General features: G+C 54.6%; 15 protein-coding genes. 12 read left to right on the top strand and 3 right to left on the bottom strand.

Going from position 1 to position 25,065, the window contains the following annotated elements; translation table 11 throughout:
* Positions 1 to 120: 120 nt before the first annotated feature.
* The 6 genes from HMPREF2919_RS01015 to HMPREF2919_RS00990 all read left to right on the top strand — a co-directional run bounded on the left by HMPREF2919_RS01015 (position 121) and on the right by HMPREF2919_RS00990 (position 13,004).
* The gene (locus tag HMPREF2919_RS01015; RefSeq protein ID WP_070604002.1) at positions 121 to 651 is read left to right on the top strand and encodes a hypothetical protein; all 531 of its coding nucleotides are present in this window, start codon (positions 121 to 123) and stop codon (positions 649 to 651) included.
* Between the two features lie 27 nt (positions 652 to 678).
* Positions 679 to 1,581, top strand: coding sequence for a hypothetical protein (locus tag HMPREF2919_RS01010; protein WP_070665830.1), 903 nt, complete (start codon positions 679 to 681; stop codon positions 1,579 to 1,581).
* Between the two features lie 325 nt (positions 1,582 to 1,906).
* A complete protein-coding gene (locus tag HMPREF2919_RS01005; protein WP_070665827.1) occupies positions 1,907 to 4,930 on the top strand; it encodes a chitinase in 3,024 nt (1,007 codons plus the stop codon).
* A gap of 149 nt (positions 4,931 to 5,079) precedes the next feature.
* Entirely contained in the window at positions 5,080 to 6,357 is a 1,278-nt protein-coding gene (locus tag HMPREF2919_RS01000) for a type 1 periplasmic-binding domain-containing protein (protein ID WP_246824033.1), read from the top strand.
* Positions 6,358 to 6,473: 116 nt separating this feature from the next.
* Entirely contained in the window at positions 6,474 to 10,862 is a 4,389-nt protein-coding gene (locus tag HMPREF2919_RS00995; RefSeq protein ID WP_070665823.1) for an FtsK/SpoIIIE domain-containing protein, read from the top strand.
* Positions 10,863 to 10,979: 117 nt separating this feature from the next.
* A complete protein-coding gene (locus HMPREF2919_RS00990; RefSeq protein ID WP_070665819.1) occupies positions 10,980 to 13,004 on the top strand; it encodes a serine/threonine-protein kinase in 2,025 nt (674 codons plus the stop codon).
* A 111-nt stretch (positions 13,005 to 13,115) separates the two neighbouring features.
* Here HMPREF2919_RS00990 and HMPREF2919_RS09085 read toward each other — a convergent pair whose 3' ends face one another.
* The 3 genes from HMPREF2919_RS09085 to HMPREF2919_RS00975 form a co-directional block, all read right to left on the bottom strand.
* Positions 13,116 to 13,319, bottom strand: coding sequence for a hypothetical protein (locus HMPREF2919_RS09085; protein ID WP_141754828.1), 204 nt, complete (start codon positions 13,317 to 13,319; stop codon positions 13,116 to 13,118).
* Between the two features lie 182 nt (positions 13,320 to 13,501).
* Positions 13,502 to 19,783 carry a DUF6531 domain-containing protein gene (locus tag HMPREF2919_RS00980; RefSeq protein ID WP_246824032.1) on the bottom strand — a complete coding sequence of 2,094 codons (6,282 nt, stop codon included), beginning with the start codon at positions 19,781 to 19,783 and terminating at the stop codon, positions 13,502 to 13,504.
* 179 nt (positions 19,784 to 19,962) lie between these two features.
* The gene (locus HMPREF2919_RS00975) at positions 19,963 to 20,247 is read right to left on the bottom strand and encodes a pyrophosphorylase (protein WP_005507345.1); all 285 of its coding nucleotides are present in this window, start codon (positions 20,245 to 20,247) and stop codon (positions 19,963 to 19,965) included.
* 302 nt (positions 20,248 to 20,549) lie between these two features.
* Here HMPREF2919_RS00975 and HMPREF2919_RS00970 point away from each other — a divergent pair, with 302 nt between their 5' ends.
* The 6 genes from HMPREF2919_RS00970 to HMPREF2919_RS00945 all read left to right on the top strand — a co-directional run bounded on the left by HMPREF2919_RS00970 (position 20,550) and on the right by HMPREF2919_RS00945 (position 24,989).
* A complete protein-coding gene (locus HMPREF2919_RS00970; RefSeq protein ID WP_070665816.1) occupies positions 20,550 to 21,020 on the top strand; it encodes a DUF4190 domain-containing protein in 471 nt (156 codons plus the stop codon).
* Between the two features lie 214 nt (positions 21,021 to 21,234).
* Entirely contained in the window at positions 21,235 to 21,894 is a 660-nt protein-coding gene (locus HMPREF2919_RS00965; RefSeq protein ID WP_070665813.1) for a hypothetical protein, read from the top strand.
* A 192-nt stretch (positions 21,895 to 22,086) separates the two neighbouring features.
* Positions 22,087 to 22,752: a hypothetical protein gene (locus HMPREF2919_RS00960; RefSeq protein WP_070665810.1), complete on the top strand. Its 666-nt coding sequence runs from the start codon at positions 22,087 to 22,089 to the stop codon at positions 22,750 to 22,752.
* A gap of 24 nt (positions 22,753 to 22,776) precedes the next feature.
* Positions 22,777 to 23,451, top strand: a complete 675-nt coding sequence (locus tag HMPREF2919_RS00955; RefSeq protein ID WP_070665807.1) for a hypothetical protein — start codon at positions 22,777 to 22,779, stop codon at positions 23,449 to 23,451.
* Positions 23,452 to 23,629: 178 nt separating this feature from the next.
* The gene (locus HMPREF2919_RS00950) at positions 23,630 to 24,331 is read left to right on the top strand and encodes a hypothetical protein (protein WP_070665800.1); all 702 of its coding nucleotides are present in this window, start codon (positions 23,630 to 23,632) and stop codon (positions 24,329 to 24,331) included.
* Position 24,332: 1 nt separating this feature from the next.
* The gene (locus tag HMPREF2919_RS00945) at positions 24,333 to 24,989 is read left to right on the top strand and encodes a hypothetical protein (protein WP_070665797.1); all 657 of its coding nucleotides are present in this window, start codon (positions 24,333 to 24,335) and stop codon (positions 24,987 to 24,989) included.
* Positions 24,990 to 25,065 lie beyond the last annotated feature (76 nt).

Here is a 25,065-nt window from a genome sequence, read left to right as displayed (position 1 = left end):
CAAAAAATACCTATTCCATGTCGCAAACTCATCTCCTGAAAAGGAACGAGATTTTGAGACGACCCGCTTTGAAGAAATCACAGAGTAACAGCCTGCAGCCCAGAAAGAAGGTGAAAAGCAGTGAAAAAGAACTCCCCGAGGAAAAAGAATGTTTCAAAGAAAAGGAACACCTCGAAGAAAAAGAATTACCCAGAGGCGAATTACATTACCGAAACTGGGGCTATAAAAAAGACCCTCAAAAAGAGATACACCAAGAAAAAGAAGAATAAAGTCGATTTCAAAGAGTATCTTCGCGACATAGCAAAAGATGTATGGGATGCACGTGGCTCCATCATAACCGTAGTAGTCATTCTAGGGTTCTTCGCGTCCTTACATTTTATGACCAACTACAACCCGGGCAATGAATCCGCTATCTGCACTGTTACCTCAGTCGAAATCATTGAGCACGAGGACCCCTACTCAATCTCTGGTGAATTCGAAACGGAAGAGTGCGGAATCATCACATCAAGCAAATCCCCTGATGGTATACCCATCCGCAAATACCTCCAGAACTTTGAAACGGGCAAGAAATATAGGGCGTACAAGTCCTTCGATACCCGCAACGACGAATTCGACTTCAGCGTCCTCCGCTTTGAAGAGATCAAAGAGTAACCCCACCCCCGCAGAAAGGAATCCACCGTGAGCTTTATCGGCGACTTTATCATCGGCTTTTTTGGAGAGGCCCTCGCCTCCTCACCGACCCTGCAGCGAGTATGCCTGTGGATTCTTTTCTCTATATCCGTTCTTCTCACGCTCGTCCCCGTCATGACGGGTGAATACGCGTGGAGCATCCTATCCATCTCGATCATGCTGTTTTCGGTCGTGATGATTGACGGCACGCACAAGCACAGTGTGCAGGATGCAAAGAACGGCGGCGCGTACCATTACTTTCTGCTGACGGTGGGCACGCTCTGCGTCGCCGCGATTGTTCTGCTCGCTGCTCTCTCCCTGGTGGGTGTCCCGCAGGTTGCCTCCACCCCGCAGGTGGACGGCATCAATTTCGCGCCCTGGTATGTGGCGGTGTCCGCGCTGGTTCTTCTGCTGTTCTTCTACAACGCCGCGGCGCCGAACGAGGAGATCCCTAACCTGCACCGTATGGAGCGCATCAACCGGTATGTGCGCACCGTGGTGCTGGGTGTGAGTGCCCTGATGGTGCTCCTCTGCCTGGTTATTCCGGTGGCTTCGTTCGCTACTGCCGGTTATGAGCCTGTGGGTGTTTCGGTGGTGCTGTGCCTGGTGCCGGTCTTCCTGATTTTTGTGCGCCGCTCCCTGTTCAAGCTGTGGGCGGCGACCTTTAAGGAGGGCGCTGCCGGGTACGGCGTGTTGCGTGGCTTCTGCGTCACCCTGGTGGGTTTGGGTGGATGCTTGGCGGCGGCCCGTCTTGCCGTGGATGTTGTGCAGTCTGGTAGCGGCTTGTCGCTGGTGTATGTGGTGCCGGTGATCGCCTCGTACCTGCTGGCGAAGAGGTACCTGACCGTGGGTGTTGCTATCCCCGAGAAGGAAGACGAGGAGGACCCGGAGGCTGAACCGGCAGCAAGCTAAACTGTGGAGCGCCGCGGGCTGAGAGATGACCTCAGCCGCGGGGTTTTTCTATGTCAAACAGAGTTCGGTAAGTGCACTAGGTTGAAACGAAATGAAAAATACCTTTAACTATCACCTCAAGGTTGAATTGAATATCCTGATGAGGCACCGACTAGGAGGAAAAAATATCAACCTTCCCATATTGGACTGATAAAGTGGTACGGGGCTTTTTCTCTTTCCGGCTTTGCCCCTGACCCTTTCCACTCAGGTGGGCACTATACAGTGGCGTTTCAGACTTGTCACTGTTATGTGTCTGCACGGTATATAACTCAACGAAAAGATCATCATGACCAACCACACCACAGCGCGTCAGCGTCTACTCCGCTTCCCTTTGATTTTGGGTGTCACGACGGCACTTATTTTCTCTGCCTGCTCCACGGGCACGAACAATAACAGTGCCCCTTCCGATAAGGGTACTGTTACTTCTCAGAGTCCCCGCCAGGTAGAGAACGCTACCAATGTTCTGCAGAACGTGAATATTCAGATGGGTCGTGATGGCGAGGTTTCGTCGATTGAGTCGACCAACATTTACGTCAATGACAAGGATCGTACGAGCTCCTCGAGCAATGTGCAGTTCAAGCCGAAGGACGTCGTTAATGACCTTCCTGTGCGTGTGAGCCTGCAGTATTCTACTGAGCGCGGTAGCGGCACTAACCTGAATGATTTGAACGGCTACAGCGGCGAAATCACGATTAAGGTTACGGTTGAGAACCTGACGGTGAAGACCGAGGATGTCACCTATGATGCGTCCGGTACTAGCCGTACTAGCCCTGCACCGGTTGGTACTCCGTTCTCTATTGCTGCTTCTACTGTTCTTTCGGGTTCTCCTACTCAGGTTATTACGACCCCTGATGCGGCTGATTCGTCCACGAATGGTGTGGTGAGCACCAATGATGAAGGTAAGGCTGTTGTTCAGTGGGGTGCTATTTCCGCGCCTCCGGTGACTGGTAGTTCTTCCTCTTTTGTGTTGAAGGTCAAGGCGAAGGATTTTAGTGCGCCTACCTTCAACATTTCGGTGCAGCCTGGTTTTGCTTCTGATTTGTCTGGTGCAGGAATCATTACTAACGGTTTCACCTCTCAGGATGCGTCTCAGGTGGCGCTTCTGCAGCGCACTATTGATACGGTCAACGAGGTTAATACGACGTTGACTAGTGCTAGTTCGCAGGTTGCTCAGGTGCGTCAGAGCCTGGATGATACGTCTGCGACCTTGGGTAAGGACACTGCCGAGCATCTGAAGACTCAGAATGAATCGTTGACGAAGACTATGCAGGGTCTGCAGGCGAATATTGAGAGCCTGCAAAAGGACCTTTCTGAGGCTTCGCGTACTAATAATTCTCAGCTGATTTCTCAGTTGGAGCGTACTGTTGCTGCTCTTCACTCGATGCTGGGTGATACGACGGCGCGCCCCAATGTGTCTGTTTCACATAGCGGCGGTCGTTGTGTTGTGCATCGTGAGGAGGGTGCAAGTAGCCGTAGCGTGTACGGTAACTTGGTTCAGCTGTCTGCTGTTCTGAATGCGTATGCGGAGGCAAGTTCGGACTGCCAGCAGGATCTTACGGCTTCGATTCGTGAGATTGTCGGTCCGGAACACCCGACCGCTGAGACTTGTTCTTCTAACGGTTCGGTGACCTGCGCCCTGTTCGGTGCGTCGGTGACGGTGCAGAGCTCTCTGATTGCGCTGGTTGCTACCGGTGAGAAGATTGTGGATCACCTGCAGCCGGAGTATTTGAAGGGTGCGAACAACAACTATTCGGCGTTGAAGCGTCAGATGGATGAGCTTGTTGCACAGGTGGAGAAGGACCCGTCTTCTCTTGATGCTGATGCTGTGCGTTCTTTGAGTGAGAAGGTTAGTGCGGCTCGTCAGAGTGTGAATCAGATGAAGGAAACGTCGAGCCGTCTGATTGAGAGCATCAAGAACGTTCATTCTCGTGCGGCTTCTGCTCGTGCGGAGCTGGTGGACGGTTCTGGTTCTATGAGCGCTCAGAATAAGGAACTGGCGGAGCAGCTTTGTGCTCTGTCTACTGAGCGTGGCGGTTCTCTGTCTGCTGAGCAGGTGGAGCATCTGCGTGGATACCTGACGGCTTCTTCTTGTGGTGGCGCGGCTTCGCCGTCTGCTTCCCCGTCTTCTGAGGCGCCGTCTGAGGCTCCTAGCCCTGCGCCGTCTGAGTCTGCTTCTGTGGCTCCTTCTGAGGAGCCGTCGAAGAAGGTTGAGGCTCCTTCCGCCGCTCCCTCTTCTGAGGCGCCTTCCGCCGAGCCTACTGCCACGGAAGGTAATACTCGCGTCATTACGGTGGAGAACGCGAACGAGCGTACCTACACTTCGAACACCCCGGCAGCACGTACTCCGATGGAGCAGCGTATTGCTGCCGCGGTAGCTGCGTGGGATGAGGTTCTTGCCGCTACTTCGATGGATGACCCCAAGGAGGGTCTGGCTCGCGACGCCAAGGACCTTAACGATGCTGTGAACGCGGTAGATGGTGCCCTGGGCGAGATTGAGAAGACCCTGAACGATGCCGCAAACGCGCAGAACCAGGACGCGGAGAAGAAGGAAGAGCCTACTGATGAGGCTAAGGTTTCTCTGCGTGATCGTATCCATTCAGCTTCGGATGCTGTCAATGCTTTGGGTAAGAACCTGGAGGATATGACGAACATGCAGGCTGACCTCTCCACCGCTATTAAGGAAGCGTTCAAGGAGTCTGCCAATGAGACTCGCGAGAGCCTGACGAACATGATTAGCGAGGAGATTCGTAAGGTTTCGAGCGATGGTTCTTCTAGCGCTTCGGCTGCTAAGGAGGCGTTCTCCGCTTCGGTTGCTGGCATTACTGATACCGCGAATACTGTGGTTCAGGTGGCTGGTGAGTCTATCGAGGTTCAGCACAAGGATATGAATGATCGTATTGAGGGCCTGCGTCAGTCTCTGGATTCGGTGACTGAGCGTTCTCTGGTTGCTCTGAGCACCCGCGCTGAGAACGCTACCCGAGATTTGGCTGGTGCATCCGTTCAGCTGAATAACGACCTGTCGAAGCTCATGCTCGATTTGGGCGATAGCAACGCTGAGGGTGCTGGTCTCTTGGGCGCGCTCAAGAGCAATAGCGCGAAGGCTGGTGCGGCTGATTACCAGCTTGCTTTGGCGATGCAGAATGCTCAGGGTTACACGAACCTCCGTTCTGAGGACATCGCTGCTCTGCAGAAGCGTCAGGCGCAGTTCAAGGCATCCCTGCAGCGTCTGCGTTCGCTGCCGACCTTCCACCTGTCGAATGCTGGCAGTGCAGAGGTGAAGACGGTGTACACCTTCCAGATTGGTGATTAGCCGTGGGGTTTTCCCCTCATTTGGGCTCTGATTCAGGTCCTCACCGCCGCGAGGGCAGGCGGCTCACTCAGCGCACCGTGGTGTGGTGTGTCAGTCTGTGTGTGCTGTTTAGTCTTGCGGTGGTGGGAATCTGGTATGGCGTGCGCGCTGTGACTCCTCAGCCTTTGCCGCTTGGTACGGGTACGAATCCTGCGTCTGCGGTGACGGTTCAGCAGGCTATTTCTCTTCCTGCGTCTGGTCGTGAGCCTGTTATTGGTGTTGTCGCTACTTTTGGTGATGATGCTGAGGGGTCTGCGTGGCGTCTGAATGCTCAGGGTGCTCGTGTTGCGCAGTACCGTCTGGCTCTGGGTAATTCTTCTGTGAAGGTTCTTTATGCGAACGATAAGGGAACGGAGCAGGGTGCCCGTGAGGCGGTAGAGAAGCTCTCGTCTGAGGGCGCTTTGGGTATTGTGCTTGCCTCTCGGGGTGAGCATCTTCGGGGTGCTACGGCTGCTGCTAAGGAACGCAATGTTGCTGTGATTGAGGCGTATGACCGGGTAGATGCTGGCGATGGGGTGTGGAGTTTTGCTCTGGACCCTGAGCAGGAGAAGCAGGTCTATACGGCTGCTATTCGTTCGCTCGCCGGTGCATCTAGCAAGGGTTCTTCGCAGCAGCTTGATGGTGTGCGCACTATCCTGCTGGATGCGGGTGAGGGCTCTGCGCCGGACCTTCCCTATACGAATCGCGTTCAGGTTTCTGCTGATGAAGACGGCATGAAAGACACTCTTAAGGAGCTGACGCGCCTTCTGGGGGACAAGTCTTCGGGCTCTTCTCCTGTTCTGGTTTTGACGGGTTCGGCGTCGACTCAGGCGAAGGTGCTTCGTTCTCTTCAGAGGGCGGGTATTACGTCTCCGGTGATTGCGGGTGAGGAAGCTTTGACGGAGCCTTTTATGCGTCTTCTTCTGGAGAACGGTGGTTCCTTAACTGACAATATTCGTGTTGTGGGGCGTGTGCAGGCACGTGCTGCGGCGTTGAGTGCTGATGATGCCGGTCGTGCTTCTTCGGCATTTGTGTCGACGGTTGAGCGTATGAAGAATGATTCTTCGCTTAAGGATTTGTCAGGCGAACAATCGTTCTCGAAATCGGCAGTGTGGGCGGATGCTCCCTCCCATAACGCGCTCTTGGCTTTTGCGTATGCCACGAGCCAGGTTCGTGAATACACTCCCGAGGCGGTTCGACGGGTTCTAGGAACCCTTCGTTTGGACGCTAAAGATTCTACGGTCGCGTATCCGTTGGATTTTTCGTCTTCTTACGCCGCTGGAGGGCAGGTGGGTCTTCTTTACCCGACCGCGGAAGCTTCGATGATTCAGGGCGGGTCTTCCTCGACGGATGCGGTGAATCCGCCGGTGTGGATGCTTCGCACGTTCACCTCAGAATCTCGCGACTAGCCTTTCCACACGGAGCCTACTGTACAGAGCCAGCCCATCACACCCCGGCTTTCGGGTATTACTTCTAGTCCGTCCACCAGCGGGGCTCACGATTTATCTATTTTGGAGAACACCTTATGCGCTTTTTCCTTGAACTTGAAGAGCATAACGGGAGCTATGAACTAGACTCCTGGCAGCCTGAGACGACCATCGCTGATCTCATCCAGGCGACCGGTGGCCCCTCCCTGCCCGCCGACGAGCCGCTGTATTGCGATAACCGCCCGGTGACGGCATCCTCCACTCTGGCGGAGGTCAAACCGATGGAGGGTATGCGCATCTCTAGAGCACCGCTCTCCTACCCTTCCCTGGTGCAGGGCTGGAGTGTCTGCTTGAGCGGCGGTTCGACGGTTACCCTGCCGCGCCCTATCCCCTCTTCGCGTCCTTTGGTGGCGGGTCGTTCCCCGTACGCCGATATTGTGCTGCCCACGGCGAGCGCGTCGTGGGAGCATCTGCACCTGCAGGTGGTTCATGATGAGTCGACGAACACTCAGAAGGTGCGCATCACTGACCCGGGTTCTACGAACGGTAGTTTTGTGGACGGTCAGAAAATCCCCGAGGAGGGTCTGACTGTTTCTGAGAGCACCACCATCCATGTTGGTGATTGTGTGCTGACTCTGCAGCCTGCTCCTCAGGAGAAGGCTGCGCCTCGCCCCGGTAGCGCCCCGAATGTGAGCGCGTCGGGTACTGCGCCGTTTAACCGTCCGCCGCGTCAGGGTGCGTTGAGCGCCCCGGAGAAGGTGGAGGCGCCTACCCGCAAGAACGTTTCTGACCCGCCGAAGTTCAATATTGCGATGGCGGTGGGCCCGATTATTATGGCGGCGGCAATGGTCGCCATTATGCAGGAAATTCGTTACGCCCTTTTCGCGATGCTCAGCCCCATTCTGAGTATTGGCATGTGGGTGGAACAGAAACGTCGTCATGCTAAGGATAAGGTGAAGGAGCGTGTGCGTTTTGAGCAGGAAATGGAGAAGTTCAAGGAACGTATCGCTCTGAGTAACCGTGAGGAAATCGAGCGTCTTCACGACCTTGCCCCGGCACCGGATGCCGTTCAGCTGCGGGCGCTTCTTCCTGCAATGACGCTGTGGCGCCGCCGGAGCACCAGCCCTGACCTGTTGACTTTCCATGTGGGTACTGGGCATATTCATTGGGCTCCTGAGCTGACGAAGCCGAGCAATCCTGAGCCTGAGGTTCAGCATATTCTTGAGCACAATACCCTGTGGGATGCCCCGCTGGTTGCTGACCTGCGTGAGGGCGGCGCTATCGGTATTGTGGGTCCGCGTGAGCAGTCTCTTGCCCTGGCGCGTAGCCTGGTGCTGCAGGCGGCGACCCACACGGGTCCTGCTGATATGACGATTGCGGTCTGCGCTGATTCGGCGCGCTCGCAGGACTGGGTGTGGACGTCGTGGCTTCCGCACATGCATATGGCGCAGAACCAGCAGATGCGTTGGTTTGCTTCTGGTAAGGAGCAGTCGGATCAGATGCTGCGCTCTCTTTACAACGACATTGAGTCTCTTCCGACCCGTGGCCTGTGCGTGGTCGTTGATTCGGATACCCTCACCGAGGGCCGTGAGTCGCCGGCACGCGACCTTTTGGCGTACGGCGATGAAGTGCGTCTGATGGCGAATAAGACTGCTGCTGCGGGTGCTCGCCGTGTTGCCGGTATTGTGTTGGCTTCTTCTGTTGATCGTCTTCCTGCGTCGTGTACTTCGGTCGTGGAGATTGGTGAGGAGGCTTCTATGACCTATTCGGAGCCTCGCCGCCGTTACACGGTCACTGACGGTGTGCTCGCCGGTGTGAGCGCTGAGGATGCTCTTCATGTGGCGCGTACTTTGGCGCACCATGAGGACCCTGAGCGTCTGCTTCTGGGTGGCGGTTTGCCGCAGCTGGTGAAGCTACCTGAGCTGGTTGGTTTGCCGACACCTCCGGGTGCTGAGGATATTGAGGCGTTTTGGTCGCAGGCTAATGGTTTCAGTACTGAGATTGGTGTGGGCGACTCTGGCGCGTTCACGCTGGATTTGGTGAAGGATGGTCCTCACGGTCTGGTGGGTGGTACCACTGGTTCGGGTAAGAGTGAGTTTTTGCGTTCGTTGGTGGCGGGTTTGGCTGCTCACCATGATCCGAGCCGTTTGAACTTTATTCTGGTTGACTTTAAGGGTGGTGCGGCGTTTAAGACGTGTGAGCGTCTGCCGCATACGATTGGTACTTTGAGCAACTTGGATGCTCAGTTGGCGCACCGCGCTATTGAGTCGTTGGAGGCGGAGATGGATCGTCGTCAGCGCCTGTTTGCGGCTGCTGGCGAGGGTGTGGACAACATTAAGGATTATTTGGCGACGAACCCGCCGGAGCCGATGCCTCGCCTGCTGCTGGTGATTGACGAGTTTGCGATGCTGGCGAAGGACTTCCCTGATGTCCTGTCGTCGCTGGTGAGCATTGGTGCGGTGGGTCGTACCCTGGGTGTGCACATGATTTTGGCGACTCAGCGTCCTGCCGGTGTGGTGAATGATGACATTCTGGCGAATACGAATTTGCGTGTGGCGTTGCGTGTGCAGAGCCGTGAGGATTCTTCGAACGTGATTGGTGTTCCGGATGCTTCGGAGATTTCGCGTTCGCAGATGGGTCGCGCCTATGTGAAGCTGGGCCAGAATGATATTTCGCCGGTGCAGACTGCCCTGGTGACGGGTCAGAGTGGCACTGAGGTGGTGACTTCTCTGGAGGTTCGCGCGACCGATAGTATCGGTATTCCTCGTTCAGAGCGTGCGCGCCCGAAGGTGTCGTCGAGTGATGCGAATGACCTGGATTTGCTGATTGATGCTGTTGTGGCGGCGCACGCGGCTCGTGGTGCGGTTGCTCCTCGTAAGGTGTGGCCTGAGCCGTTGGGTTCGTATGTTGATTTGGCTGATTTTGGTGTGCGTGGCTTCCCCGATCCGGATCTTCCCACTGTGGGTGGTGTCCGGGACGGTGTTCTGATGTGTACTTTGGGTGATGAGCCTGAGCTGCAGCGTCAGGTGCCTATGGGCTGGAATATTGAGATGAGCAACCTGCTGTTGGTGGGTGTTGCTGGTAGTGGTACGACTACGACGATTCAGTCTGTGGTGTTGGGTTTGGCTCAGCATTATTCGCCGGAGGACATTGATATTGTTCTGGTGGATATGGGCGCTGATGGCTTGTTGCCGTTGGGTTCTTTGCCGCATGTTGTTTCTGCTGTGGGTACCGGTCAGGGCGCTAGGGAACGTCAGGCTCGTTTCTTGCGTTTTGTGAAGTCGGAGCTTGATGCTCGCCGTGCTGATGCGTCACGCCGTAAGCCTCTTTTCATTGTTTTGGATGGTTTTGCGACACTGCGTGATGAGTTCTCTGATGCGGTAAGCATGGACTTGTTGGCGAATTTCTACCGAGTGTATGCGGATGGTCCTGCTGTTGGTATTCACTGCGTGGTGTCGACGAGCCGCGCGAAGAATATTCCCTCGCAGATTCTTGATGCTTCGTTGCAGACGTGGTTCTTCCAGCTGAGCGATGTCCACGATTATTCCTCGCATGGTATTCGCGGCACGAATGTTCCGGCTGCGGTTCCCGGCCGTTGTGTTGACCCGAAGCGTCTGCGTCAGATGCAGGTGGCTACTCCCGCTGTTGGCGTGGAGGAGGCTGTCTCTATGGTTCGTGAGCGCTTCCCGCAGGCTCCTGCTAAGCGTGATGTGATTGGTCAGCTGCCGACGTGGGTTTCGTGGGAGAGCATGCCTGCCGCCGAGTTTTCTCCGAGCCTGTGGCGTATCCCTGTGGGTATTGCGGAGGCTACGTTGGAGGCGTGCGCTTTCGAGCTGTATGAGGGTGAGCACGCCATGGTTGCGGGTAATCCGCGTTCGGGTAAGTCTTCTCTGCTGGTTGCGTTTGCTCGTCTGGTTTCTCGGGCGAGGGCAGCGGCGGAGCAGGCGGTGTCTGCCGCGTTGGCATCTGGTGACGCTATCGCGGCGGAGAACGCGCGCATGGATGCCGCGGAGGTTCCGGAGGTTTGGGCTGTCTTCGATCAGCGTTCCGGTCTGGTGAATGCGCCGGAGGGCGTTTTTGACCGGGTGTTTGAGAGCAAGAATGCTTCTGCTCAGGTGCAGGCGGCTTTGCAGGATGCCGCGGGCCCGGTGCTGTTGCTGATTGATGATGGTGACCGTGTGGATGACCCGATGAACGTTTTTGATGCGATTGTGAAGGGTGATTTCCCGGACGTTCACATTATTGCTACGGGTAAGCCGACTGATTTGCGTCCTTTGTATAGCCATTGGACGAAGGCTATTCGCAAGTTCCGTACTGGTGCTGTGGTTCAGCCGAATGTTGATACGGATATGGACATGTTCGGTTCTATTCCGAGGCGCGCCCCGGTTCAGCTGAGCGTTGGTCGTGGCTACGCGTTCCTTGCCGGGTCGCCGGTTCTGGTGCAGCTGATGAGCCCTGAGGATTCTCAGCACCGTGGCGGACTGTAGGGCTTGTTTGTCGTGTGGTGAGGTATGGTGTAACTTTACCGGCTATTTTGCTGTAGGGGTCGCCCCGTCTGGGGAGTCTTCCTGCTTGTTGTGAAGTTGATGTTAAGGAGTTAGCCCGTGACTGTACCTGCTGGTTCGCCGCAGTACTCCGGCTCGGAGCGTCGTGATGCTCATCCTGCCCCGCAGGCTGCTGGTCAGCCTGCGGGGGGCTTGGTTGCGGGTGCTCCCCTTGGCTCTTCGTATCGTTTGGTGCGCCGGGTGGGTTCTGGTGCGGTCGGTGAGGTGTGGGCTGCTACGATGAGCGGCTCGTGGGCTCTGTATGCGGCGAAGGTTTTGCGTCCGGAGCTTGCGGAGAATCCTGTGGTTCTTGAGTCTTTTGTGCGTGAGCGTTCGGTGTTGTTGGCGCTGTCGCATCCTCATATTGTGCCGTTGACGGACATGGTGGTTGAGGGTGGCGTGCTGGCTCTGGTGATGGAGTTTCAGCATGGCGGTTCGTTGCGTCAGAAGCTGGATTCTGAGGGTCCGCTGCCGGTTCGTTTGGCGTTGAGTCTGATGGTGCAGGTTCTGAATGCGGTGGAGTTTGCTCACCGTCAGGGCGTGATGCATCTGGATATTAAGCCGGAGAATGTTCTGCTGAGCGGTGTTTTGGGGGAGTCTCTGGATCAGCAGGTTCGTGTGGCTGATTTCGGTATTGCTTCTTTTACTGGCTCTGCGGGTTCGGGGGCTTCTCGTTCGTTTTCTGGTACTCCGGGGTATATGGCTCCGGAGCGTTCTGCGCATGGTGTGGCTACTCCGGCGGTGGATGTTTATGCGTGCGCGGTGACTCTTCATGAGTTGTTGGTGACGGCGCGTCCTCTTCCGGCGCGTGGTGGTGCGGTGCAGGTGTCGCCGCAGATTCCGGCTGAGGTGGCTGAGGTGCTTCACGGGATGTTGGCGGAGAACCCGGCTCAGCGTCCTGGGGCGGCTGAGGCTGCCGCTAAGTTGCGTCTTTTGGCTGAGGGTTTCGCTACTGATGTGGTGCTTCCTCGGTGGGTTGAGGTGTCTTCGGGTGCTGTGGGCTATACGCCTACGGTGGTTCATGGTGCTGAGCCTGCTGTTTCTGCGGTGCCTGGGCAGAATGTTACGGAGCTGTATGGTGCGGGTATGCCGTCGCTGGGTCAGGCGCAGAATGAGACGGTTATTCGGGCTCCTTTTGTGGTGGAGCAGCCGGTATATGTGCCTGATGAGGTTGTTGAGGATGAGGAGCCTGCTCGTTCACCGTTGCGCCGCCCGCTGGTGTGGGGCGCTATCTTGGGTTCTTTGATTCTTGTGGGTGTGCTCGCTTTTGTGGGTTTGAGCGGCGGTAAGGGGGCGTCTAAGACGGCTGAGTCGTGGTCTGCTTCGAGCCGTAGTTCGGCGTCTTTGCCGAGTGGTTTGGGTACTCGTATTGAGGGTACGTATAACCCGCGGGATAAGAGCGCCCGCCTGACGTTTGAGTTTTCGTCGCAGAAGTCGGCTCTTCGGGGCGATATTTTGCAGGTGCTTCCCGGTGTTGAGGGTGGTTCGTGTGCTTCGGTGACGTGGGATGCCGGTCAGGCGTCTTCTGGTGTGTCGAAGAATCAGTCGAGTGTGACTGCGGTGGATGTTCCGTGTTCGTGGAATCTGTCTGGGGTGAGTGTCCCGGCTAATGGTGTGGTGCAGGTTCGGGCGAATGTGTCTGCTGAGTTTAAGGATTCGCGTGCTTTTGAGGAGTGGGTGAACCGTATTGATTCTGAGACGTCGAAGGCTATTTCTGATCGGGAGGTTCGTTCGACGGCGTACCCGATTCAGCGTTTGCGTTCGATTGAGTTGCGGGTTCCTTCTCGTGTGGTGAATCAGAGTGTTTTGCCGGTGACGGTGGTTCCGGTGTGGCCGAGTGGTGCGGATGAGTTGAATCCGTTGATGGTTTTGCCGCGTACGGGTGAGTTTTCGACGCTGGTTCAGGCGATTTCTCCGGATGCTCAGTTGATTAGTTTTTCGGATGGTTGTTCGGGGCATGTGTTGGTGTCTGAGGATCAGCGGGTGGTGACGGCGCTGTCGGTGACTTCTAAGTGCCGCCTGAACGCGCAGATTGGTAATTTCACGAACTTGTCCAGCAGCGACTTCGCGATTATCACCCGCTAATGGTGGCACTCAGATAAGCTGCCGCTGGCATGCAGAAAGCCCCTGGGCTTGAGAGACAACCTCTCAGCCCAGAGGCTTTCTCTATACGATTATTTATTGACTGAACGGTGGTTATTCTTTTATTTCTTCGAGGCGAAGAGTGTTAAAGTCTTTATCATCATTTCTCGTGCTCAATGTTTTATACATCTTATATTTCTTCCCCACTTGAATTTCAGAAACATACCCCGGAATATTTTTACCCTCCGGCGCGACATACATTTCAACAACGCCACATTCAATCGTCTCGAAAACACCTTTGGGAGAACCGTCAGTCATGTTTGATACCTGACCCCCAACGATCTCCACTCTAACCGATTTTACAGTACACACAGAATACGAATTTTTATCTTCGCTGTGTGTCGTATAGTACATAAAAGCAAACACTATTACCATACCGAGAACACACTCAATAAAAACTCTTAATTCTGGGCGAATCTTCCTCTTCAACCACTTCAAAACTATTTAATTGCTTTCATGATAACACTGGTAGAAAACATATTATTAATCATTTGATTCACCGCGCCCACAGGATTCTGAACCGCTTCCGCAACCTGATACATAGGATAAGCAACCCTATCTCGATACTTACCCGCAACGCCTGCATCCATCTTTACAGCTCCCTTTACCGAAGACTTCGAGAAATCCTTTATAGCACCTGTAGCAACTTTGTCGATATATTCATCCCAGTCTAGTTGCCGCCCCAGGACAGCTTTATCAGTAGTGTACTGAACACTAGTCTTAATAAAGCCACCACCTGTATCTGCAACAGCACCGGTAAACACATCTGTAGCACGACCTCGGATACCTACACGAGCAATATCTCCACTATATCCCGAAACCCCCATACCAGTCTTTAAACCTCCACTATACCGAGAACCGATTGCAGAAGCTCCGGCACCAGAAATAAACATCCCGATGCCCCCCATGACACTCTTATCCTTCACAGTATCGTCCATATAATATCCCATCACATTGTTTAGGCCGCCGGACAGCGTATCTTTTATCATGTCCTCTGCAATCTTTGATTCCTTCATCGAAGCACCAATATTCCTGCCCTGCGTAGCTACAGCAGTCTTTACCTTATGCCATTTCGATGCAAGAGCACCTGCTTCCGCCGCTTTTTGGGCAAGCCTAGTAGCCTTAGCAGCTTCAGCTGCCTTCTCTATCTTAGTCATCTTTGATGCAGCATCAGCTATTTTTTTCAAATTACCCAAACCACCAGTAAGAGCACCAGTCACAGCACCGGTAATACCTCCCTTCACGGCTTCTCTACCAGCCTTCGACCAATCGACAGGTTTACCCTTAGCTTTATCCTCAATCACTGACATGCCAGCACCCATCAAAGCACCTGATGCAGCACCAAACGCGGCACCGCCCAAAGGGCCCAAACCAGCACCAACAGCACCAATCACAGCACCAGCAATGACCATCGCACCGCCAGCTACGTACTCCCAGTTGTTCTTTACCCAACCGGTAATACCAGAAGACGCTTTCTGCTCACGATACTTCTCAAAATCCTCCACCGACACCGGCGACAAACCCCACGGATCCACCAAAGAAACCGGGTTACCACCAACCAGCGAGAACGGGTCAGCACCCCAACCAGCACCCACCGGTGCGCTCAGGGGATCAGGCGCCGTAAAACGAGCCACACGCGAATCCACCACGCGGGCACCCAACACCTCAAAACCAGTAGAACCCAGCACCACGCCCGAAGCCGCAGAAACACCAACCAGCGAATCCGGCAACACAGGCGCACCACCAGTAGCAGAAGCACCCTGAGCAGAAGGCACAGCAGGCGCAGCAACACCCAAAGAAGCCCAACCATACGGATCCAACAGACCGGCACCAGAACCAGCACCAGGAACCAGCGAACCCACAGAAGGCATCGACGAGCCAGCCACACCCAGCACACGCGGAACGAACGAGTTCTCATCCCACACCAGCGGGTGCATCACCGAAGCATCAAAACCAGACGCAGAACCAGCATTAGCGCCGGTTGAGGGTACGCCAAACTCGGGTGCGCCAGCAGGCGCACCACCGGCAGCAAGCACACGACCAACGGTAGAAGCACACAGCAGAGAGAAGGACACAGCCGAATCCTCAGCAGAACCCCACGACGCCACAGAGTTCACGAACCCAGCCGCACCATAAGTCAGGGACGAGCCAGAACCATCCGAAGAAACCTGCAGAAGACGCGAATCATTACCGTCATACGAGAACACGCTCGTCGCAACCGGCACCAAAGTGACGCCCTCAACCTCCACGGACTCCGGGCACTGCGGAAGCCACGCCTGAGCGTCCTCAACAGCAGAGGCAAACTCAGCCGACTGGAAGCCGGTCTTCGCCTCATCCTGCACACCGTAGAGGCATACTGCGCGAACGCGGGCACCCTCATCAGTGACCAGCACCTTCACCCAAGCATTCTCGGGCTGGGCGCTATCAAAGTACTCAACACGCACCAGCGCACCAGCGGCATCATAGATCCAACGCAGAGTCTCGGTACCACGAACGGCAGAAGAGAGCATCTGGGCGTCAGTGTAGGTGTACATGACCAGACCAGCAGGCGAATCCACACCGCTAATACGACCCAAATCATCACGAATAATCTCAGTGTGCAGAGCCTCAGAAGAGTCTGCCACAGCCGAGTCTGCCACAGCAGGACCCTCGGTCACAGAGGTCATGTGCGCGCCACGGTAACCAAACTCGCGAACCCAAGTGCCCGCCAAATCAGACACCTGCGCACGCACCAGTGCGTCCACCGCGTTGTACTCGAAAGAAGACTCCACACGAGACTCAGAGGTAACGGCGGTTCCATCCAGACGGTACGCGGTAATGTCGGTCTGCTTGACCATGCGGCCTGCAGCATCATACGCATAAGCGCTCGAACCCAGGGGGTGCACAAACTCAGTGCGCAGACCATCAGCGTCGTAAGCGTAGGACAGCTCATAGCCACCAGTCTCGTCCATGTACGCAGTACGGAAAGACTCCGGAATCTGAGCACCAAACTCACGGCGCTGACGAACCAGACGACCCAGACGGTCATAAGACTCAACCGTCACCACGGGAGCACCAAACGCATCAACGCCCGCGTGATCATAGGTCGTCATCGTACGGCGTGCAGAATCACGCTCCATACGGTACAGCAGAGAGCCATTCACCGAATGGGAGCAGGGAACACCGTCACGGTCATAACCGAAGGAATGTACAGCGCCATTACCGTCAGTGCTGGTCAGCAGACGACCGGCAGCATCATAGGTAGAGGTAGTGCGCACACCCAGCGGATTGGTTACCGCCAGAACATTGCCCATCAGGTCATACTCGTAGCTGGTAATGCGACCGGCAGGGTCCATCACGGAGGTAACGTTACCCGCCTCGTCATAGCGGTAATGGGTCACGCCACCGGCACCATTAGTCACCGCAACCACCTGGGAAGCGGCATCATAGGTGAACGAACGAGTACCCCACTTGTTATCGCGGATGCTCTTCACGCGGCCACAAGAATCCCAGGTGTAGAACACCGGAGAAGCCACACCGGAACCGGTAATAGACAGCACACGACCGCACGCGTCATAGCGAACGCGTGCCTCAGAGCCGTCACCGTACACCTGGCGAATCAGACGGGAATCAGCGTCGTACTCGTAACGAGTCACAGACTGCTCAGGAGTACCGGCAGCATCATAGGTTGCAGCCAGTCGACCGCACGCGTCATAGCTGTACTCGGTCACACGACCCGCGGGGGAAATCATGCGTACCATCTGGTTTGAGCCGTTGTACTCGTAGCGGCTCAGACCGCCCTCAGCGTCCAGAACCTGCACGGGGTTACCCGCACCGTCATAAACCATCGTGGAGACAGTCGGGTCGTCAGCATCTGCACTAACCTGAGGACCAGAATCCTCAGAGAGAACCTCGGTACGCACCGGGCGGCCCAGGTGGTCACACGAAATGCGCACGCGATCAACACCATCATTGGTGGTGAAGGTCTTGCGCGAGGAATCAACCGAAGTACGTACACTCACACCGGTCGGGTCAATCAACCCAGTCAGGGTGCTTGCAGCATCATACTCGCGAGTCCACACGCCACCGGCGGGGTCAATGGTGCGGATCAGGCGCATCAAACCATCGTAGGCGTAGCTGAACTGCGCACCACCCGGCAGGGTAATGCGGTCAATATTGCCGTTCGTATCAAAGGAACGCTCCATACGGCGGCCCAGCGGGTCGACCACGGCAACAATATCGCCGCTCGGACCGTATTCGTACTCGGTACGGGCACCAGCGGGATCCACCGATGCCACCAGGCGACCGCCAGCAGCGTACTCAAAACGCCAGCGGGAACCATCCGGGTCCTGACGGCACACCATGTGACCGGCAGAATCATAGGTGAACTCAGTCTCCAGCCCAAGAGCAGAAACAATCTTTACCAGGTGACCCGCAGCAGAGTACTCGCAACGGGTCAGCTGCTGCTCAGCATTACGAATACCGGTCAGCAGACCACACTCGTCATACTCCAAGGAGACAGTAACACCCTCAGGGCTCACCACACGCTGCAGCAGGCCGTCAGCCCACTCAAAACGGGTCACATGACCGTTGCCGTCAGTCATAGAAGAAGGGTTACGCTCAAAATCATTCGCGTACTCGTAAGTCACCGTAGTCATCGGGCTTACGGCAGGGCTCTGGGCAAACTCCTGCCCCGAAGTAGCCTCATCGAGGGCGCGGCCCTGAGCCTCAGCCTTCAGGCGGGCACGACGAGCCAGACGGGCGGCACGGCGAGCGCGCGGATCCGTCTCAATAGCGCTCATTGCCACGGAGACTACGCGGTCTTGCTCGTCATAAGCAAAGAGGGTTTCAGCGCCCTCATCGGTGACCTCACGAATAATACGGCCGCGCTCATCGCTGTAGCGGGTAATGCGAGAACCATCGCGGTCTACCACACTCACACGGTTGCCAAAGTCATCGTAGGCATAGCTACTACGCCCACCTTCCGCATCAACAATGGCGGTCAGACGTGCGTACTGGTCATTGACCCACAGGTTCGTGTAGGAGGCGTCTTCGTTAGAAACGTCAGTGATGCCATTCGGCAGGTAGCGGTAGCGAACACGACGACCGTATTCGGTGTCCTGTTCGGTAATACGGCCGGCAGGGTCGTAGTAATTCGTCACCTCAACAGTGCCGGTACTAGCCACCACGCGGTGAATCAGGCCGGCAGCGTCATGTTCATAACGGCGGGTACCAGCGTCACCGTGCACAGCACACAGGTGAGTACGACCGTCAAGGGTGACGTACTCGTAACGCACCGACTGCCCACGAGAAGAATGAATAGCGCCGACAAGGCCGCCTTCGGTGTACTCCACGTTGATACGTGCACCGCGCTGATGCACGATAGCGCGAACACGACCCTCTTCATCGCGCAGGTATGCGACAGCAGTACCTGCCCCAGCGCTCATACCCAGGTAAACACCGGTGAGGCTGAAAATGTGCTGGGTTCCAGAGTTGTCAGAGATACGCAGCAGGGACGAGGCGTCATAGTCCGTAGCGTGCAAAATATAGCGCAGGGAGGGGTCAGCAATAGAACCCTCTTCACCCATCAGCTGGGTAAGGGGCAGTTCTTCAAGCCACCACGCTTCACGCGGAGCACGAGCGTAACCGTGGGTGCCGTCCTCACGAATCATTCGGTCGAAAGTAACCTCACGACCGTCAGCCATAGTCCAGACAGCATTCTCAACGTTCAGCTGCACACGGCTCTCAATATTCGAAGACCAGCCAGCACCGAACACACCGGATACAGCGTGCTGACCAAAAACAGCCACACTGTTGTACATACGAGTTACAGAACAAGCAGAAACCACACCAGCAAACGCCATATCGGTCTCTTCTTCAATGAAGTTACCGGTTGCAACGTTCACGGGGTCATTCACATAACCGCTTGTGGTGGACATTCCTACTACAGCCGGCGTTGGAACTTCCAAATCGTGGCGCTCAGTACTAACACCAGCTGCGCTGATTGCACCTTCCAGAGTCGAATTGGCAACGGTAATAACCTGGCTCGAGCTACCGTACTTCTCAAAAGTATCGGCTACGATACCCAGCCAGGTCTTATCGTTGGCGTTCGACTTATTCCATGCTTCAAACGTGCTGATGAGATTTTCAGCATCGACGGAGCCCCACTGGCACTTAACCATAAACTCTGTGGAAAGGTTACGCAGCTTGCCAGGCTCAGCATCAAGGCTAGTACCAAGGTTCGCCAAAGTATTAGAGAGAGAGCGCACGGTCGAAGGGCGCGCTGAAGAAACAGTCATACTCCCTGAGCGGGTCTCAGTGCTCTCACGATGACCTAGCGATGTGGTGTCAATCGAGGTATCCGGCTTATACGATGTCGGCTTAGGCGGTTCACCTCCGAATGTTTCAACCCACCATTTACGGAAACCACCCAGGTCATGCTCATAGTGGTACATAAGGTCGCGGTTCTCATTTTCCTTATGAGCTGACTCTTTGAGGCGATCCACCACATCAGCCAGTTGACGGAAGATGCTGGCGATATCACGACCATCGCTAATGGTGGTATCAATATTTGCCGCCGCAACATCGGCGTAGTGACCTCTAAACTCCTCCAGAGCCGTTGTCAGTGAGTTCTTAAGAGGGGGTAATGCATTATCAATATTCTGCGCGACGGTGCGGCAGGCATTGGCAAGGGCATCCGACGTAGCATCATCGTACTTGACTTTTTCAGTATTCAGATTCATGCTCTGTTGTCTTTCAATGTGGTTAGTACGGAAGTGTGGTGATTAAACAGATGTAGACAGACATGTACACCATGTCTGGAAAACAACGTGGGTATAACCGAATAACAGAAAACGCCGCCTACCGCTCACCGCCCCGTAGCCGGGGAGCGGGGCGGTAAACGGCGTTTACCAGGGAAGGCTTAGGAGCCGCCACCTGCCTGGAAGATATCGGTAGAAATCTGGTTGAGCTGCTCGCGCAGGTCAGTCAGTTCCTGAGTCAGGTTACGCAGGGTGTTTTCTACGCCGGGCCAGGTGTCATTGCGGAAACGCTCAGCCAGGGGGCCGTCCCAGTTGTTGGGGTCCTTCAGCTGGTTACCCTGCTGGTTGAGGTTGTTGATTTCGTTCTGCAGACCGCCATTGATGATGTTCTGGAGAGCAGTAATGGCATCCTTGGCTGCCTGCGATGAGAGTACGCGATCGGACACGATGTTCCTCTTTCGTCGTTGAGTTGCCGGAAGATGTGCATTAGATACGCGAATATCAAATACGCACCGTTAGTGCTTTGCACCACTCCGAACATTACACTATTTCGCGGCAAAGCGCATCCTCCACACCCTGTTGTGAGAAAAATTTCTCATAGTAGACATTGCACAACAGTGCGTGCATATACATTTATCTACTCTCATCAAGGGATTTCTCCCGCTACGGTATCCTTAGGAAATGCCAACCCACTGGGGGTGGCACCTTATCATTAGAATCACCAACCACATACGAAACGAGGACTTTCATGTCTGAAAACACCCCGCAGCCGGCTGCACCGCAGCAGCCGCAGTTCACCCAGCAGGCACCCGCCGTACAGCCCGCATACGGCGCACCCGTGGAGGCACCGAAAAAGAAGTGGGCGGCAGTAACCGCACTGGTCTTGGGCATTATTTCCGCCCTGACCGGCATCTTTGTCATTGGTTCGTTCCTGACCATCCCGACCATTATTTTCGCCGTGATCGCTCTGGTCATGGTTAAGAACGGCACCGGCAAGGGTAAGGGCATGGCGATCGCTGCTCTTGCACTGGTTCTGGTGGCGTACATTGCTACGTTTGCTTTCTTCCAGATTCGTGCGGCGAACCTTGAGAAGTCTAACCGAGAGGCCCGTGAGGTTATCCAGAAGTGCGAGAACCACGAGCCCGGCTACTACATCATTGAGAAGGACGGTAAGCGTTACTGCAACGCGGGCGGCTGGGTCTACGAGATGGATAAGTAAACCGGTTTATTTGGTTCCATGATTAGCCGTCGCTGGTGGAGGGGGCGTTCGTTCACGCGGCAGTCGCCGTGCCTGCGAGCGCCCCTCAACCGTATCCTCCGTGGGTGCTTCAGCATCTGGCAGCGAGTACACCCCGGAGTATCTGCAGCGCATCCTCGATGCGCACTCCACTACCATCACCGACTCCTACCTGATTGAAGGAGCGAATAGCTAAATGATGTCTCAAGAATCTGCTATTACCTTTTGGGGCGTATGCTCCATCATCACAACTATTTTCACGATTCTCACCCTTGCCGCTTACATCATCAATCGACGCCGTGACGAGAAGAAGAAGCGTGAAGGCATCTACATTAGTCGTCTGCAAGGGCTGCTGGCGTACATTATTGTCTTTATCCCGGGCTTCCCGATTATCCGCTATTTTTTGTCGCTCAATGGCCCTGAGACTAACCCCTATACCGAGGGTATCTGCATCTTCATGACTGCTTTCCTCTTGTTCTACCTGTGGCACGTCAACGCCACGTACATGAAGATTTCTTCTGAGGGTATTAATATGCACACCCCCGTTCGCGGGTCGAGGATCTGCCCTATCGGCGCGATTGATAGCGTTGTTTATAGCGAGTCCAAGGATGAAGATACCCCAAGCCGGATGTGGTTCCTCACTAAGTCGCGTGCGCGTATTAACCCGTTGAACCCGAATTATGACGAGTACTATCTCTTGGTCATTACCCGGTTCAGGATTAAGTATGGTCGCTGGCCTGAGCTGGATAATCCGGCTGACGTGGATAAGGTAAACCAGCTGGATAACCGTGCTGAAGTCATTCCGTATTTCATGAATAATCAAGAGATTTCGGGTCTTGCCGACGTCGACATGTAGCCTGCCGGTTTGTGGGCTGAAGGCTCCCGGGGATGCGCGGCTCACCCCCGCGCTGCCCCCGGGGCTTTCGGGGCTCATACGCCCCTCAGCGCCCTAAGAACTCGGCACCCTCAGCACGTAGGCACCGCCGCCTAGTTTGGGTGGGGGTGCGTGCTCTTCCTATTCACCAACCACACGAAACGAGATCCCACCATGCGCACTTTCCTGATTATCTTTTGGGGTATCTTTGCCGCATTCACAACAGTTGCGACATTCTACGTCATCATCAATTACGAGGTGCAGCGCTGGAAAGATAAACAACGGCTACGTGAGGGTATTTATATCCGACGGGTTACTCGGATCGAAGCTCTTCTCATTACGATATTTACCCCCGTTTTTCCGTGCCTTATGTTTGCAGGTCATATATTTTTTGACCCTGAGTCAGCAAGGATAACGATTGACATAACGGCCTTGTTAGTATCAGTACCATTTGCTGCATACTTGCGGTATGTGCATGTCGCCTACGTGAAGACTTCCGCCGAGGGTATCGAGCAGCGCATCTGGTTCTCCAACCCGACCCGCTACCCTTTCAACGCGATCAACCGCGTCGTGTTCTACAAAGCATCGAATTATGAAGACGACGATATGGTGGGGTTCTACGCTAAATCAGGCACCCAGATTGCCCTGTTTAGCCCGTTGCCTTATAAAAATTACCGGCTCATGGCGATTGTACGGTTCAGGATTGAGAACGAGCGTTGGCCTGACATGGACAACCCGGATGATGTGGCTCAGGTGAACCGTTTAGATTGTGCCGGGAAGACGATGCGCTACTTTGAGAATTTGGGGAAGGTTACCGACCTTGCCGACGTTTGCATGTAACCAACCACCACACTAGGACATTTCATGCTCAGAAAATTTCTTGCCGAAACCGTCACCAACGGCTCAATAGGACTCAACCGCCCCAAAGGCTACATTCCTCTGGGACAGCGGCAGAAAAAGCCACTGCTGGCTGTACTAGCTGCAGATTCTTTCGTGCTGCTGGTGTGCATTTTACTTCCTCTAACTTTTCCAGCCGAGAATCCCGTTGATTATATTCCTGCATTTATTTTCATGAATATTATTGGTTCGTTCTTCTGGTTCTTAGCTATTCACACCAATTCCTTCTACATCCAGCAGAATGAGACCTCCGTGAAGTGGCGAAACTGGCGGTTCAAAACCCGCGAGTTCGACTACAGCAGCATCACGAAAATCCATATGCAAGCTAATGGAAAAGGCGGCTACTTCGTAATTAGCAGTAGCCAGATGGGGAGGCGTCGTCTGGCGTTTAGCCCGGTCTTCTTTGATGCCACCTATATCTACCACATGATTCTTTTCCGTGAACGCTACGGCGTTTGGCCGCCCAAGTATATCCCTGAGCTCTTCGTAGAGTTCGGTGATTACGAGGACATGGACGCCCTGATCAAGGTCATCTGTTACGCCCGCAAGTATGAGATTGGTTCCCCCGAGGCTGGGGAGTACCGACAGATTCCGGAGCACCTGCAGCGCATCCTCGACCGCGCCGCGGCAGAGTCCAAATAGTTGAAAGGGAAATAGCATGAACGCTATCTCTGAAACCTTCAGAATCCTATGGCTAATCTTCCTGTGGTTCTGCTTTAGCTTCATAGCTCTTGCATCTCTAGTGATGGCCGTTATTGGGGTATGGCCTTGGGGTGCGCTGTTCTTCGTTTTAAGCCCTCTGAATCTTGCTTACATAGATATGATTAACGCTGAAAATATTGGCTATAAAGCGACCGGAGGCCTCTTCCACCGCTTCTTTATTTTCGTTTACTCCATCAACGCGGTGGGCTTGATTGTTCTGACGGTTCTGACGGCTTTCGGTGTACTCCAGGGGGACCCGGCTCCGTGGACCCCTGAGACGAACTTTGCTTCCTGGTACATGGTTGGCGGGCTAATCATCGTCGCCTTCCTCATCTACCGCATCGAGCCTAATGATGAGATTCCTGACCTGCTGCGCATGGAGCAGATGAATAGGCTCTCAACCCGTGTGGGCGTTGTCGCGGCAGCTATTTTCACGGTTCTGTGCCTCGTGGTTCCTCTGACCAGTTTCATGACTGCAGGCTATGATCCGGCGGCTCTGGCGGTTGCGCTTTTCCTGGCCCCTGGGTTCCTGCGTGTTGTGCGTGAAGGCCTCTTCTACCTGCAGAGCACCCGCTTTGAGGAGGGGTCTGAGGGGTACCGTACCCTGCGTGCCGTGTGTATTGGCGTGGCTGGCCTGGCTGGGTGTATTGCGCTCGGGTATGTGGGCTATTCGCTGGTACGTCTGGAGTTGCTGCCTGCACTGTTCTTTGCTGCCTCGGTAGCGATGAATGCGTGGTCGGTGAAGAAGTACGTCACCGTGGGTATCACCATTCCTGAGAAGGAAGACGACGAAGAGCAAACCGCTACGGAGGGCAAATAATATGCGTATTTTCTTTATTATTTTCTCCGGAATTATTTTCGCGCTGTCCGTTATCTCTACTGTCTACATCATTATTAGGTATGAGATTAATCGACGCCAAGATAAGAAAAAAGAAGCACAGGGAATTTATATTAAGCGAGTAACTCGCGCCGAGACGTTACTCTGCCTGTTCATTCCGATGTTCCCTTGTCTTGCTTTTATAGCGAATATTCAAAGTGAAAATGTGAATATCTGGGCGAATACAGTAAATATTATTTTTGTATTTTTCTGCTATCTTTATGCCCGCTATGTTTTTGTCGCTTACGTGAAGCTCTCCCCCGAGGGTATTGAGCAACGCGTCTGGTCAGCCAACCCAACCCGCTACCCTATTAACGCGATAGACAGCATCGTGTATTACGAAACGCTGAATATTGAAGACCAGGATATGGTGGGGTTTTACACCCGATCAGGTGAGCAGATTGCTGCTTTTGGTCCCATGACTCACAAGAATTACCGGCTCATGGCGATTGTGCGGTTCAGGATTGAGCAAGAACGTTGGCCTGACATGAATAATCCCACTGATGTAGCTCAGGTAGACAAGCTGGACAATGGCTATATGACCATTCCTTATTTCAGGGGCCGTGAGAAGGTTACTGGCCTTGCTGACGTCGATATGTAAATCTATCAAGAAATGAGGCAGTTAATGGAAATTAATTACAAACGCCGCCAAAGAGTGGCACTCATTATTTCATTCA

Origin of the sequence: Rothia sp. HMSC068E02 (assembly GCF_001813565.1) — a bacterium.
GTDB lineage: Bacteria > Actinomycetota > Actinomycetes > Actinomycetales > Micrococcaceae > Rothia.
The sequence above is the reverse complement of the archived record's forward strand: the minus strand, read 5'-3'. Positions and strand labels throughout refer to the sequence as shown.

Coding starts and splice junctions, on each gene's coding strand:
- HMPREF2919_RS01005 (WP_070665827.1), top strand. CDS start 1,907: ATGACCAACCACACCACAGCGCGTCAGCGTCTACTCCGCTTCCCTTTG.
- HMPREF2919_RS00995 (WP_070665823.1), top strand. CDS start 6,474: ATGCGCTTTTTCCTTGAACTTGAAGAGCATAACGGGAGCTATGAACTA.
- HMPREF2919_RS09085 (WP_141754828.1), bottom strand. CDS start 13,319: ATGACTGACGGTTCTCCCAAAGGTGTTTTCGAGACGATTGAATGTGGC.
- HMPREF2919_RS00980 (WP_246824032.1), bottom strand. CDS start 19,783: ATGAATCTGAATACTGAAAAAGTCAAGTACGATGATGCTACGTCGGAT.
- HMPREF2919_RS00970 (WP_070665816.1), top strand. CDS start 20,550: ATGTCTGAAAACACCCCGCAGCCGGCTGCACCGCAGCAGCCGCAGTTC.
- HMPREF2919_RS00965 (WP_070665813.1), top strand. CDS start 21,235: ATGATGTCTCAAGAATCTGCTATTACCTTTTGGGGCGTATGCTCCATC.
- HMPREF2919_RS00960 (WP_070665810.1), top strand. CDS start 22,087: ATGCGCACTTTCCTGATTATCTTTTGGGGTATCTTTGCCGCATTCACA.
- HMPREF2919_RS00955 (WP_070665807.1), top strand. CDS start 22,777: ATGCTCAGAAAATTTCTTGCCGAAACCGTCACCAACGGCTCAATAGGA.
- HMPREF2919_RS00950 (WP_070665800.1), top strand. CDS start 23,630: ATGATTAACGCTGAAAATATTGGCTATAAAGCGACCGGAGGCCTCTTC.
- HMPREF2919_RS00945 (WP_070665797.1), top strand. CDS start 24,333: ATGCGTATTTTCTTTATTATTTTCTCCGGAATTATTTTCGCGCTGTCC.